This is a genomic window from Aromatoleum buckelii (assembly GCF_012910785.2).
Taxonomy (GTDB): Bacteria; Pseudomonadota; Gammaproteobacteria; order Burkholderiales; family Rhodocyclaceae; genus Aromatoleum; species Aromatoleum buckelii.
Genome location: NZ_WTVH02000010.1, coordinates 957,766 through 972,074 on the forward strand (window position 1 = coordinate 957,766; position 14,309 = coordinate 972,074).

At 66.1% G+C, this 14,309-nt stretch carries 8 protein-coding genes; 5 read left to right on the forward strand and 3 right to left on the reverse strand.

The features are described from left to right. Positions 1 to 4: 4 nt before the first annotated feature. The 4 genes from GO608_RS15220 (at position 5) to GO608_RS15235 (ending at position 7,486) form a co-directional block, all read left to right on the forward strand. Positions 5 to 2,761: a sensor histidine kinase gene (locus GO608_RS15220; RefSeq protein WP_169198152.1), complete on the forward strand. Its 2,757-nt coding sequence runs from the start codon at positions 5 to 7 to the stop codon at positions 2,759 to 2,761. A 29-nt stretch (positions 2,762 to 2,790) separates the two neighbouring features. Continuing rightward, a complete protein-coding gene (locus GO608_RS15225; RefSeq protein WP_169198151.1) occupies positions 2,791 to 3,162 on the forward strand; it encodes a response regulator transcription factor in 372 nt (123 codons plus the stop codon). Between the two features lie 3 nt (positions 3,163 to 3,165). Then, positions 3,166 to 5,334 (forward strand): 3'-5' exonuclease, encoded by a 2,169-nt coding sequence (locus GO608_RS15230; RefSeq protein WP_169198150.1) that lies wholly within the window; start codon positions 3,166 to 3,168, stop codon positions 5,332 to 5,334. A gap of 70 nt (positions 5,335 to 5,404) precedes the next feature. Beyond that, positions 5,405 to 7,486 carry a sodium:solute symporter family protein gene (locus GO608_RS15235; RefSeq protein ID WP_169198149.1) on the forward strand — a complete coding sequence of 694 codons (2,082 nt, stop codon included), beginning with the start codon at positions 5,405 to 5,407 and terminating at the stop codon, positions 7,484 to 7,486. Here GO608_RS15235 and GO608_RS15240 read toward each other — a convergent pair. Further along, on the reverse strand, positions 7,477 to 8,889 hold the full coding sequence (locus GO608_RS15240) for an aminotransferase-like domain-containing protein (protein WP_169198148.1): 1,413 nt from the start codon (positions 8,887 to 8,889) through the stop codon (positions 7,477 to 7,479). The genes GO608_RS15235 and GO608_RS15240 overlap by 10 nt on opposite strands. Before the next feature lie 80 nt (positions 8,890 to 8,969). Beyond that, positions 8,970 to 12,935 carry an EAL domain-containing protein gene (locus tag GO608_RS15245; protein WP_169198147.1) on the reverse strand — a complete coding sequence of 1,322 codons (3,966 nt, stop codon included), beginning with the start codon at positions 12,933 to 12,935 and terminating at the stop codon, positions 8,970 to 8,972. 440 nt (positions 12,936 to 13,375) lie between these two features. Here GO608_RS15245 and GO608_RS15250 point away from each other — a divergent pair, with 440 nt between their 5' ends. Then, positions 13,376 to 13,789 carry a CopD family protein gene (locus GO608_RS15250; RefSeq protein WP_169198146.1) on the forward strand — a complete coding sequence of 138 codons (414 nt, stop codon included), beginning with the start codon at positions 13,376 to 13,378 and terminating at the stop codon, positions 13,787 to 13,789. On the opposite strand, the gene GO608_RS15255 is transcribed toward GO608_RS15250, so the two are convergent. Next, on the reverse strand, positions 13,784 to 14,287 hold the full coding sequence (locus tag GO608_RS15255; protein WP_169198145.1) for a DUF2231 domain-containing protein: 504 nt from the start codon (positions 14,285 to 14,287) through the stop codon (positions 13,784 to 13,786). The two genes, GO608_RS15250 and GO608_RS15255, sit on opposite strands and share 6 nt — an antisense overlap. Positions 14,288 to 14,309 lie beyond the last annotated feature (22 nt).

A 14,309-nucleotide genomic window follows, 5' to 3' on the forward strand; every position in this document is an offset into this window, starting at 1 on the left:
CCGCATGCTCACCGGCACTGTCGTCGTCGCTGTCTCGTTCGCCTACCTGCTGCTCCTTTTCGCCGTCGCCTATTTCGCTGATCGCCGCGCGGAGCAGGGGCGCTCGGTGATCTCGAATCCGTGGACCTACGCGCTATCGCTCGGAGTGTATTGCACGGCGTGGACCTATTTCGGCAGCGTCGGTCGCGCGGCTTCCGGCGGCGTGTGGTTCCTGCCGATCTATCTCGGCCCGACGCTGGCGATGACCGTGTCGTGGATCGTGATGCTGAAGATGATCCGCATCGCCAAAACCTACCGCATCACGTCGATCGCCGACTTCATCGCCAGCCGCTACGGCAAGAGCCATCTGCTCGGCGGGCTGGTCACGATCATCGCGGTGGTCGGGATGGTCCCGTACATCGCGCTGCAGCTGAAGGCGATTTCGAGCGGCTACGCAGTGCTCACCGGGGAGCGCGACGGGCAGTTCCTTGCGCTCGCCCGCGGCAGCTGGGTCGGCGACAGCACGCTGTACGTCGCGCTGACGCTTGCGGTGTTCACCGTCCTGTTCGGCGCGCGCCACCTCGATGCGACCGAGCGGCACGAAGGCATGGTCGCGGCGATCGCGTTCGAATCGGTCGTCAAGCTGCTCGCGTTTCTGGTCCTCGGCGTGTTCGTCACGTACGGCATGTACGACGGTTTCGGCGATCTCTTCACGCGCGCATTCGCCCACCCCGAGCTCGCCGGGCTCCTCACCGTCGAAAGCGCCAGCGGCGCCGGCTATGGCGGCTGGTTCACGCTGACCCTGCTGGCGATGCTGTCGGTGATTTTCCTGCCGCGGCAGTTCCAGGTCATGGTGGTCGAAAACGTGAACGAACAGCACCTGCGCCGCGCGACCTGGCTGTTCCCGACGTATCTGTTCCTGATCAACATCTTCGTGCTGCCGATCGCGCTCGGCGGGCTGCTGTTTTTCGGTCGCGGCATGGTCGACCCCGACACTTTCGTGCTGTCGCTGCCGCTCGCCCATGGTCACAGCGCGCTGGCGCTGCTCGCGTTTGTCGGCGGACTGTCCGCCGCGACCGGAATGGTCATCGTCGAGACGATCGCGGTGTCGACGATGGTATGCAACGATCTCGTGATGCCGCTCGTGCTGCGCAGCCGCAGCTTCAACCGTACGGCGCACGGCGATCTTACCGGCCTGCTGCTGGGAATCCGGCGCGGCGCGATCCTGGCGGTGCTGCTGCTCGGTTATCTGTATTTCCGCCTCGCCGGCGAAGCCTATGCGCTGGTCAGCATCGGCTTGATCAGCTTCGCCGCGGTCGCGCAGTTCGCCCCCGTGATGCTCGGTGGAATGTACTGGCGCGGCGGCACGCGCGAAGGAGCACTGGCCGGACTGCTCGCCGGTTTCGTCGTCTGGGCCTATACGCTGATGCTGCCGTCGGTGGCGAAATCCGGGTGGCTCGATCCGACGTTCCTCGAACACGGCCTGTTCGGCATCGCGCTCCTCAGGCCCGAGCAGTTGTTCGGACTGCAGGGGCTCGACAACATCAGCCATGCACTGTTCTGGAGCCTCGCGGCAAACATCGCCTGCTATCTTTTCGTCTCGCTGCTGCGCGCGCCGACCGGGCAGGAGGCGAGCCAGGCGACGCTTTTCGTCGATGTCTTCCGGCGCGGCCGCACGTCCCCGGCGATGTTCTGGCGCGGCAGCGCGCAGGTGCGGGATCTCCTGCCGCTGGTGGCGCGCTTTCTCGGCACCGCCCGAGCGGAGCGCGCTTTCACCGACTACGCCCGCCAGCGCGGGTTCAGCGGCATCCCACAGATCCAGCCCGATGCCGGGCTCGTGCAGTTCGCCGAGACGCAACTCGCCGGTGCGATCGGCAGCGCGTCCGCGCGCGTCATGGTGGCGTCGGTCGTGCAGGAGGAGCCGCTGGGACTCGACGAAGTGATGGACATCCTCGACGAGGCCTCGCAGGTGCGCGCGTACTCGCACGAACTCGAGGAGAAGTCGCGGGCGCTCGAAGCGGCCACTGCCGAACTGCGGGCGGCCAACGAGCGGCTGAAGGAACTCGACCGGCTCAAGGACGACTTCATGTCGTCGGTGTCGCATGAACTGCGCACGCCGCTGACGTCGATCCGCGCATTCTCCGAAATGCTGCTCGACGATCCCGACATCGCCGTCCCGGACCGGATGCGATTTCTCGGCATCATCGTGTCCGAAACCGAGCGCCTCACGCGCCTCGTGAACCAGGTGCTCGACCTGGCGAAGATCGAGTCCGGCCATGCGGAGTGGCACAACAGCGACATCGACATGCGCGCCCTCGTCGAGCAGGCCGTCGACACCACGGCCCAGCTGTTCCGCGACCGCGGCGCAACGGTCGAGCTGGTGCTGCCGGACGAAGCGCCGCACCTGAAGGCGGACCACGACCGGCTGGTGCAGGTGATGCTGAACCTGCTGTCGAACGCGGCGAAGTTCGTGCCGCAGGGGGCGGGCCGCATCCGCGTCGCGCTGACGTCCGAAGCCGGGCAGGTGCGCGTCGAGGTGTCGGACAACGGGCCGGGCATCCCGCCGGAGCTGCACGGCGTGATATTCGAGAAGTTCCGGCAGGGTGGAGACGAGCGTTCGCGGCCGCAGGGCACCGGCCTCGGGCTGCCCATCAGCCGTCAGATCGTCGAGCATTTCGGCGGGCGGCTATGGGTGGAATCGTCGCCGGGGCGGGGCACGGTATTTACGTTCGTGCTGCCGCTGCACGCTCCCCATCCCGACGCGGTGGCTGTCGTGCAATGACATAGAATACGCGGGAGAGAGGGAGAAGCATGGCCAAAAAGATACTGATCGCCGACGACGAACAGAACATCGTCATTTCGCTCGAATTCCTGATGAAGCGCGAAGGATATGAGGTTTCGATCGCCACCGATGGCGAGGAGGCCGTCGCGCGAATTCGCGCCGAGTTGCCCGACTTGGTGCTGCTCGACGTGATGATGCCGAAGAAAAGCGGGTTCGAGGTGTGCCAGGAAATCAAGGCCGATCCCGACCTGCAGTCGGTGCGCATCCTGATGCTGACGGCAAAAGGGCGCGACGCTGAGGTTGCCAAGGGGCTGGCGCTGGGGGCCGACGCCTACATGACCAAGCCGTTCTCGACGAAGGAGTTGGTGGAACGCGTGCGCAGCATGCTCGCGGCGGGCTGACGGATGACGGCACGCAGGCGTTTCCTGCTGGCGGTGATCGTCCTGGCGTTGCTGATGACCGGCCCGTTCGTCGTCACCGCACTGCTGGTCTGGCTGGAGACGAGGGAAGGCAGCAGGGAACTGCTGATCGACGTGATCGCACCGCACCTGCCGCTGGGGGCGCTGATGACCCTGATGGGATTCGTCATGGGCATCGCCGTGCTGCGCAACCTTTTTCGGCGCTACGTGCAGGGCCTTCTGACGATGGGGGAGAACCTCAACCTGATGCTCGGCGCGAATCGCGAGTTCCGCGTCAAGGAGGACGGGCCGCCGGAAGTGAGGGCGCTGGCGCGCTACGTCAACGCCCTGGCCGAACAGCGCGACGCGCTGCTGCAGGACGTCGAGGCGCAGATCGCGCGAGCGAAGGAGTCGCTCGAGGAAGAGAAGAATCGCCTCGCCGCGCTGATGTCCGAGCTGACGCAAAGCGTGCTCGTCTGCAACCTCGACGGACGCATCCTGCTCTACAACAACCGTGCGCGCACGCAGTTCCGCTCGCTGTCGCAGGCCCCGACGGTGGCGAACGGCGGCGAGCTGATCGGGCTCGGGCGTTCGATCTACGGCGTGTTCGACCGCAACCTGATCAGCCACGCGCTCGAGAGCATCCAGCATCGGCTGCAGCGCAGCAACGTGCAGCCGGTGGCGAAGTTCGTCACCACGACGCGTGCCGGCCACCTGCTGCGGGCGCAGATGGCGCCGGTGCTGTCGGTGGCGCAAGAGGGCGTCGCCGAGCGCAGCATGACCGGGTTCATCCTGATGCTCGACGACATCACGCGCAATTTCGAGAACGAATCCCGCCGCGACCAGATGCTGCACACGCTGACCGAGGGCAACCGGGCGGCGCTGGCGAACGTGCGGGCAGCGGCGGAAATGCTCGACTACCCCGATCTGCAGAGCGAGCTGCAGGAGCGGTTTCGCAAGGTCATTCGCGACGAGGTCCGCGCGATGAGCCGGCGTCTCGACGAAACCGCGAACGAGTTCGCCGATGCGCTGAAGGCGCGCTGGCCGCTCGAGGAGATGCTGGGCGCGGACCTCGTCGCCGCGGCGCAGCGGCGCATCGTCAAGGTGCTGAAGGTGCCGGCCAAGCTCGAGGAGGTCGACGAGTCGCTGTGGGTGAAAGTCGATAGCTTCTCGCTGCTGCAGGCGCTGACTTACCTCGCGAGCCGGCTGTCCGACGAGTTCGAGATACGCGAAGTGCGTTTCCGGCTGAGCGGGGCGGAGCGCCTGGTGCACCTCGACCTGATCTGGTCGGGGCAGGCGATGAGCACCGAGACGGTGATGAGCTGGGAACTCGAGCCGATGCGCTTCGCCGACGAAAGCAGCCCGCTCACCGTGCGCGACGTCATCGAGCGCAATGACGGCGAGATGTGGCTGGAGCGCGAGAAGGTGCGCCACCGCGCGTTCTTCCGCATCGTGCTGCCGGCCGCGCTGCCGCAGGAGGAACTCGATCCAGCGGCGTTCCTTCACGGCGAGGCGCGGCCGGAATACTACGATTTCGACCTCTTCAAATGGTCGGAAAAATCACACGCGCTCGAGGATCGCCTGCTCAGCGAACTGACCTACACCGTCTTCGACACCGAAACGACCGGGCTCGACCCGTCGAAAGGCGACGAGATCATCCAAATCGGCGCGACGCGCATCGTCAACGGCAAGCTGCTGCGCCAGGAATCCTTCGAGCAGCTGATCGACCCGGGGCGTGGGCTGTCGCCGGAGTCGGTCAAGATCCACGGCATCACCCCCGACATGCTCGCCGGGCAGCCGCCGATCGCCAGGGTGCTGCCGGCATTCCACGCGTTCGCGCAGGACACAGTGCTGATCGCGCACAACGCGGCGTTCGACATGCGCTTCCTGCAGCTCAAGGAGACCATGACGGGCCTGCGCTTCGACCAGCCGGTGCTCGACACGCTGCTGCTGTCGGCGGTGGTCCATCCGAACCAGGATTCGCACCGCCTCGAGGCGATCGCGGAGCGCCTCAATCTGACGATCGTCGGTCGGCACACCGCGCTCGGCGACGCCATCGTGACCGCCGAAGTGCTGCTGAAGCTGATCCCGCTGCTCGCCGAAAAAGGCATCCACACGCTCGGCGAGGCGCGCCGGGCGGCTGAAAAATCGTATTACGCGAGGGTCAAATATTGAAACCCGAACGGGTGGCTGGGGTTACGGTGTGCGGGTTGCAGGCCCGTCAATGGACTGAAGCGGTGCGCCCTTGACCACGCAGTCCGCCTTTGGCCGCCGCCTGCGGCGCTATTACGGCTGGTACACCGGCAGCTTCCTCGCGTTCGTCGGGCTGCTCGCGATCGGCGAACAGTTCGGCATGTCGCCGGGCGTCATCGGGCACGTGTTCCTGTTCGCGACGATCGCGATCTATGCCGGCATCGGTGTCATGAGCCGCACCTCCGACGTGTCGGAGTATTACGTTGCCGGCCGGCGCGTTCCGGCGGTCTTCAACGGCATGGCCACCGCCGCCGACTGGATGAGCGCGGCGTCCTACATCGGCCTGGCCGGCACGCTGTACTTTTCCGGCTTCGAAGGCCTCGCGTTCGTCACCGGCTGGACGGGCGGCTTCGTTCTCGTCGCGCTGCTGCTCGCGCCCTACCTGCGCAAGTTCGGCCAATACACGATTCCCGACTTCCTCGGCGCACGCTACGAAGGCAATGTCGCGCGCATCGTCGGTCTCGTCGCGACGGTGCTCGCGAGCTTCGTCTATCTCGTCGCGCAGATCTACGGCGTGGGCCTGATCACCAGCCGCTTCGTCAGCGTCGAGTTCGAGATCGGCCTGTTCGTCGGCCTCGCGGGCATCCTCGTCTGTTCGTTCCTCGGCGGCATGCGCGCCGTGACATGGACGCAGGTCGCCCAGTACGTGATCCTCATCGTCGCCTACCTCGTGCCGGTGGTGATCCTGTCGTACAAGGTCACCGGCGTGCCGGTTCCCCCGGCAGTATATGGCAGCGTGCTCGACCGGCTTTCCGCCAAGGAGACCGAGCTGTTCGTCGAGCCGCGCGAAATCGAGGTGCGCGAACGCTTCGGCCAGCGCGCGGCGGATTACGAGGCGAAGATCGCCGCGCTGCCGGATTCGCTCGAGGAAGAACGGCGCTCGCTGATCGAACGCCTGAACCGGCTGCGCATCGACAATGCCGCGGCGCGCGAAATCGCGCACGCCGAACGGGCGCTGCGCGATCTGCCGAAGACGCCCGACCAGGCGCGGGCGACGTGGGAGCAGGCGCGCGTCGAGGCCGCCGCGCGGTCGCGGCCGCCGCCCCGCCACGCCGAAGCCCACCCCGGCGACACGCCGGTGCAAAAGCGCGTCGCGCGCAACAACTTCCTCGCGCTGGTGTTCGTGCTGATGATCGGCACCGCTGCCTTGCCGCACGTGCTCGTGCGCTACTACACCACGCCGGGAGTCGTGGAGGCGCGGCGCTCGGTGTTCTGGTCGCTGTTCTTCATCTTCCTGCTGTACGTCACGGCGCCGGCCTACGCGGTGTTCGCGAAGTGGGAGGTGTACAACAACATCATCGGATCGAGTCTTTCGCTGCTGCCGAACTGGGTGGCCTCGTGGGGCAAGGTCGGGATGGTCGCGATCGAGGACATCAATGGCGACGGCATCCTGCAGCTGGCCGAACTGCGGCTCAACACCGACGTGATCCTGCTCGCGACGCCGGAGATCGCCGGCCTGCCGTACGTCGTGTCGGGGCTGGTCGCGGCGGGCGGACTCGCGGCCGCGCTGTCAACTGCGGACGGGCTGCTGCTGACGATCTCGAACGCGTTGTCGCACGATTTCTATTACAAGGTCGTCAATCCGCGCGCCTCCACGCAGCGCCGGCTCGTGATCGCGAAATCCCAGCTGCTCGTCGTCGCGGTGATTGCGGCGTGGGTCGCATCGATGCGCCCCGACAACATCCTGTTCATGGTCGGCCTCGCGTTCTCGATTGCCGCCGCCGCGTTCTTTCCCGCGCTGGTGCTGGGAATCTTCTGGAAGCGGGCGAACCGCCCCGGAGCGGTTGCCGGCATGCTGGCCGGGCTCGTCGTCACGCTGTACTACGCGGTGCGCACCCATCCGTTCTTCGGCGGTTCGATGGCACAGGCCTGGTTCGACATCAACCCGATCTCGGCCGGCGTGTTCGGTGTGCCGCTCGGCTTCGCGACGATCGTGCTGGTGAGCCTGCTGACCCGCCCGCCGTCGCAGGAGATCCAGGATCTCGTCGATTACGTCCGTTATCCACGGCTCCCGGCGGAGGACAGCGAGGCGCAGCCGGACTCCGTCGCAGTGCGACGCCGAACTCAGAGCTGATCGGCGATCATTCCGCCGAGGGTCGCCATCGCGCTGTCGAACCGGGCGGACCACGGATGGCCGAAGTTCAGGCGGATGCAGTTGCGATACTCGCGTTTGGCCGAGAAGATCGGTCCGGGCGCGATGCTGATGCCGCCAGCGAGCGCGGTCCGGTGCAGCGCGAGCGCATCGAGCCGGGGTGGCAGTTCGACCCATACCAGATAGCCACCGCGGGGCCGTGCAAAGCGTATGTCGTCCGGAAAATGACGCTCGATCGCCGCGGCCATCGCCGCTTCCTGTACTTCGAGTACCGAGCGCAGCCGGCGCAGGTGGGTATCGAATGCGCCGTGCCGCAGGAAATCGGCGAGCGCGATCTGTACCGGAATCGTCGTTGCGAGACTCGTCGAGATTTTCAGCCGCTGGATCTTCTGCGCGAACCGGCCGGCAGCGACCCAGCCGACGCGGTAGCCGGGCGCGAGGCATTTCGAGAAACTCGACACGTGCAGCACGAGTCCGCTCGTATCGAGCGATTTCGCCGCGAGTGGTGCCTGCTTGCCGAAGTACAGTTCCGCATAGGTGTCGTCCTCGATCAGCGGCACGTCGTGCCGCCGCAGCAGTTCGACCAGCGCGCGGCGGTTGTCGTTCGGCACCAGCGCGCCCAGCGGATTCTGGAAGTTCAGCATCAGCAGGCAGGCTTTGACCGGGTGCTGGCGCAGCGCGTCGGCGAGCCCGGTGAGGCTGACGCCTTCGCGCGGGTGGGTCGGGATCTCGACGACCCGCAGCCCGAGCCGCTCGATCGCCTGCAGGCCGGCATAGAAGGTCGGCGACTCGACCGCGATGAGGTCGCCGGGACGCGTGACCGCCTGCAGGCACAGGTTCAGCGCCTCCATCGCGCCCGAAGTGATGACGATCTCGCCCGGTGGCACGGCGACGCCGCCGGTCAGGTAGCGCAGCGAGATCTGGCGCAGCAGTTCCTCGTTGCCGGGCGGCAGGTCGGTGACCGTCGACAGCGGGTCCAGGTGGCGCGCGGCAGCGGCGAGATAGCGGCCGAGCTTCGCCAGCGGGTACAGGTGAGGGCTCGTAAAGCTCGATCCGAACGGCACGACCGTCGGGTCCTTGACTGACTCGAGGATCTCGAAAATGAAGTCGCTGACGTTCAACTCCGTGGACCGGCTGACCGGGCGCGTGACCTGCGGCTCGGGCAGCGGCTGGCGCAGGCGCGGCCGCACGTAATACCCCGACTTCGGCCGCGCCTCGATCAGCCCGCGGCTCTCGAGCTGGTAATAGGCTTTCAGCACCGTCGAAGCGCTCAAGTGCTGGGATCGGCACGCCTGGCGCACCGACGGCAGCCGCTCGCCGGCACGCAGCACGCCCTCGCGGATGCGCTGTTCGATGTCCAGCGTCAGGCGGTCATAAAGATTCATCCGCTTCCTCGTGCTCGCCGTGTTTTCGCGGGCGGCTCCCCATCGAATCACAATCTTCCGGCCGGCAATCGCGACGTTTTTTATCGCGGCCCCCCCGAGCCGCGACTGCTGGCCACCAGCCATTCGGCCAGCGCGTCGCCCGGCATCGGCCGCGCGTAGTGGTATCCCTGCGCCTCGTCGCAGTTGAAAATGGACAGGAAACGGCCGATGTCCTCGCTTTCGACGCCTTCGGCGATAACCTGCAGCTTGAGGGTGCGGGCCATGCTGACGATCGCGCGCACGATCGCGGCATCGTCCGGGTCGGTCGCGATGTCGCGGACGAACGACTGGTCGATCTTGAGCTTGTCGACGGCGAAGCGCTTCAGGTACGCGAGGCTCGAATAGCCGGTGCCGAAGTCGTCGATCGACAGGCGTACGCCGAGCGATTTCAGTCGTCGCAGCGTTTCGATGACGGATTCCGTGTCGACGAGCAGCAACGACTCGGTCAGTTCGAGTTCTAGTCGCGACGGATCGAGGCCCGACATCGACAGCGCCTGCACGACGCTGCGTTCGAGATCCCCGCGCTGGAACTGCACGGCCGACAGGTTGACCGCGACGGTCAGCTCCGGCAGGCCCTGCTGCGTCCAGCGCACGGCCTGCATGCACGCTTCGCGCAGCACCCAGTCGCCGATCGGGACGATCAGGCCGCTGTCTTCCGCTGCCGGGATGAAGCGGCCCGGCGGGACCAGTTCGCGCTTGTCACAGTGCCAGCGCAGCAAGGCTTCGACACCGACGACACGGCCGCTCGCGAGGTTGATCTGCGGCTGGTAATGCAGCAGGAACTCGTCGTTTTCGAGCGCGCGGTGCAATGCCGTGCGGATCTGCAGCTGTTCGACGGCGTCTGCGTTCATCTGCTCGGTGTAGAAGCGCCAGGTGTTGCGGCCCGCACGCTTGGCCTGGTACATCGCGGTGTCGGCGTTCTTCAGCAGCGTGTCGAAATCCTTGCCGTCGTCGGGCCAGATTGCGACGCCGATCGACATCGTGTTCGTCAGCTCATGGCCTTCGAGTTCGAAGGGGCGGGTCAGCGCGTCGAAAATCTTCGCCGTCGCGCTGTTGATCGCCTGTGGGTGGCGGACATCCGTAAGCGCGATCAGGAACTCGTCGCCGCCGAGCCGACTCACGGTGTCGGTCTCGCGCAGGCATTCGCGCAGCCGCAGAGCGACCCCTTGCAGCAGCCCGTCGCCGGCAGGATGGCCGAGGGTGTCGTTGATGGTCTTGAAATGATCGAGGTCGACGAACAGCAGCGCGACTTTTGCGTGCGCGCGCTCCGCCCACGCGGTGGCCAGCGCGAAGCGGTCGCGAAACAGCACGCGGTTCGGCAATCCGGTGAGCGCATCGTGATGGGCGAGATATTCGATGCGCGCCTGGGCTTCCTTGCGGTCGGTGATGTCGTGCACGAACGTGAGCACGTGTTTCTCGCCGTCGATGTCGATGTATTTGGACGACAGGCTGACCTGGCGCACCGCGCCGCTGCGGTCGCACCCGACAGTCTCGAAATCGAGCACCGAACCGTGCTGCCGGAGCATTTCGAGCCAGCGCTGGCGGCTCTCGGGGTCCGGCCACAGGTTGGCCTCGACCGAAGTCTTGCCGATGAGCTCTTCACGTTTCCAGCCGAAGTGGATTTCGTACTTGTCGTTCACTTCGATGAAGCATCCGTCCTCGACGCGCGTGATCGCGACTGCGAACGGTGCTGCCGTCATCGCGATCGAAAATCGTTCTTCGCTGTTGCGCAGCGCGGTTTCGGTGGCGCGCAGCTCGGTAATGTCCTGGATCGCGCCGCACACGCGCACCGCGCGGCCTTCCCGGTCGTACTGCAGGTGACCGTTCGCGCGCGCAATGCGCAGCGCGCCATCGGCGCGGATGAGGCGGAATTCGCTGACATAGGAACGATTGTTCCGAACCGCGCCCGCGAGGTCGCCGGCGACGCGCTCGCGGTCGTCCGGATGAACGTGAGCGAGGAAGGTGGCGCCGCTGGGAGTGACCTCGCCCGGCGCGTGGCCGAGGAGGCGGTCGGTTTGCTCCCCCCAGTGAAGGACGCCGGCGGGGAGCTGCCATTCCCAGTACCCGACGTGCGCCAGCATGGTGGCCTCGGCGAGCTGGCGCCGGCTCTCCTTGACGGGCGTGATGTCGTGAAAAATCTCGAACTTGCTGAGCGTCCCGTCGGGGTTGCGGAACGGCATCTCGAACAGGTCGTAGCTGCGCCCGCTGGGCGCCGTCCATTCCGCCTGCACCGACGCGCCCGCGAACACTGCATCGTTGTTGCACCACGTACAGGCTTCGCTGCGGCTATGGAGGTATTCGAAGCACTTGCGTCCGGCCGGTGCGCCGAACTGGCGTTCGAGCGCCGGGTTGAAATACTCGATGACGTGATCGGCGCCGACGATGTACGCGCCGTCGGGCAGCGCGTCGAGAATCCCTTGCAGGCGCGTGCGCTCGGCTGCGAGCACGGCGACTTCGGCCTGTGCGGTCTTGACGCGGCTGATATCCGTATAGGTGAGCACGACGCCGTCGCGCACGCCGCCCTCGCCGTAAAACGGCAGCATGCGTTCCAGGTACCAGCGGCCGCTGACGTCCACCTCGCGCTCCGCGCCTTCGCCGGTTGCTGCGACGTGCTGAAGATCGGCCAGGAAGCGTGACGCGTCCCCGGCGTGGTAGGCGATCTCCGCGAGCGGACGGCCTGCGTCCGAGGCGCGCAACGCGAGAACGTCTTCGACGGCGGCGCTGAAGCGGCGCACGCGCAGCCCGGCATCGAGAAACACGGTGCCGATTTTCGTGCTCGCGAGCAGGTGGTCGTAGTCGCGGTTCAGGTTTGCCAGCGCAGCATTGCGGTCTTCGAGTTCGCGGTTGAGGATGTAGAGGTCTTCGTTGACCGACTTCAATTCCTCGTTGGTGCTCTGCAACTCCTCGTTCGACGCAGTCAGTTCCTCGTTCGCGAGATCGATGTGTTCGTGGCTGCTCTTGAGCTCGACGATCATCTCGTGCAGCCGTTCGCGCGTCGCGAGCAGCTCCGCTTCGAGCTCCTCCGGCGTACCTGCGCCATTCCCGGGAAGGACGTCGGGCAGCGTCGACAGCGGGGGAACGAGAATGCTGCACGAGCGGGGCAGCGCGGCTCCCTGCTTGCGGTAAAGCTTGCTCGAGCGATCGACCGTCATGAACGCGCGCGCCGCGTGTTCGCCGACGGTTTCGCTCGCGCCGAGCATCAGGAGGCCCTGCGGCTTGAGTGCAAAGTGAAGCTGCGCCAGCGCCTTCAGCTGCGATCCGTTCTGCAGATAGATCAGCAAGTTGCGGCACAGCGCGAGGTCGATGCGCGTAAAGGGCGGATCGGTCAGCAGGTTGTGGCGGGCAAAGACGACATGGCGCCGCAACGTGCCATCGACGCGCCAGCCCTCGTGCGTGCGCTGGAAATAGCGCCGCAGCAGCGCTTCGGGGATCCCGCGCACCGCGTCGTCGCGGAAAATTCCCTGCGAGGCGTCGCTCAGCACGCCCGGGTGGATGTCGGTCGCGAAGACCTTGACGTCGCCGGTGAAGCCGAAGCGGCCTGCGGCGTCGAGCGCGAGCAGGGCCAGCGTGTAGGCTTCCTCGCCGCTCGCGCATCCGGCCGACCACAGCCGCAACGGGTCGGACGGATTGCGCCCGCGCAACATGTCCGGGAGCACTTCATCGGCGAGCAGCGAGAATGCGGCCGCATCGCGGAAGAACTCCGTGACGTTGATCAGCAGATCGTCGCACAGCGCGTTGCGTTCGACGTCGTCCCGGACGATTTTCTCGTGATACGCGGACACCGTGTCGCAGTCCGTCAGCGTCATGCGGCGGCTTACGCGGCGCGAAAGCGTGCCGGTCTTGTAGTCCGAAAAATCCACCGCGCAGTGCCGCCGCAGCACGTCGATCACCGCCGCCATGTCCGGGAGCAACGGGTCGCGCGCAGCGTCTTCCCACTGGGTTTCGGCGCAGGGCCGTTCATCGATGCCATCCATGCGCCCCTCCTCGGCATTTTCCGGTTTGCTCACGCTCTCGCTCCCGGATCCCGCATCCTGTCCGAGGGATCGCAGTCCCGGGCGGGCGCACGGGGCAGGGCAGGGCCGGGTCCGGCGGTCGGGGCCAAGGGTCCGGAGACGTGGTCCATGCCAGGTCGATCAACTATTATGCAGAATGGCCTGATGACGGTAATAAAGTGCATTAAATCGTTTCCATCCGGAACGCCACAGTCGGAATCGGCACTAGTGTGCATTATTTTCCGCACCGGCAACGTTCAGGATTTGGCGTCGGGACGCGTAATCCGGCTTTTTGTCTGCCTGGGCATTTTTCCGCCGCTCCGGCTGAAACTTTTACAGCAACCCCTTGGGGAGCGTCTGTGGACGCTGCCCGACACCATATAGGCCCCCGTTTTGCTTCTCGGCCCAGGACGGAGTCACCCGGGCCGTGGCGACGCTGTCGAACGGAGGCCAGAATGCACTTGCTCAAGCTGCTTCACTTCGCGGCACTGCTGGCCTGGTGCGGCACGCTGCTGTACATGCCCGCCATGATCGCTGCAGGCACGCATCACAACCAGCCGATGTTCTACCGCCACCACACTCATCTGATGAGGCTGATGTTCACGCTGGTTTCATCGCCCGCGGCGCTCCTCGCGATCATTTCCGGCACTTTGCTGTTCCCCGGCGCCGCGGCGCTCGAACCGTGGCTGATCCTGAAGCTTTCGGTCGTCTGCCTGCTGGTGATCGGTCATGCATTGTGCGGCGTCCTGATCCTGAAAATCGAGCGTCGCCCGGAAGGAAGGATTCGCCGTCATTGCACGATCCTCGGCAGCGTGCTGACGGTCCTGCTCGGCGTCACGCTGTGGCTGGTGCTGGCCAAGCCGCTATAGCCCGGTCGAGTCCTCGATGGCCGCCCTATGACCGAGTTCGACGCCGACCGCATGTTCGTAGACCAGCCGCCCGCCGAGATAAGCCGCGAGGCCGATCGTGCCGGCTGTCAGGAGCGACAGGTAGAGTTCCCACCCCGCGAGCTGTTCGGCCCCTTCGCGGTAGCGCATCGCCCAGTTCAGCGAAGCCAGCGAAAGCATCATCACGGCGATCACGGCATGACACCACGCAGTGATCTTTTCGCGGATGCGCTCGACCAGCAGCAGGTCGGCGACACCGAGCAGGCTCGCGATCCAGCCGCCGCCCGCGCCCACGCCGGCCAGCCACAGGCCGGCGCGCGCCCAGAACGGATCGCCGCTCACGAGCCACGCGACATCGGTCGCGACGAGCCCGATGAGCGCGGCGACCGGAAAGTGGATCAGCATCGGGTGAAGCGGGTGGCCGCGCAGCGCGGCGCGGCTGACGATCGATTCGGCGCCGGAGTCGGCGGGTACGGGCATTTTGACCTCGTGCGTGGACGGA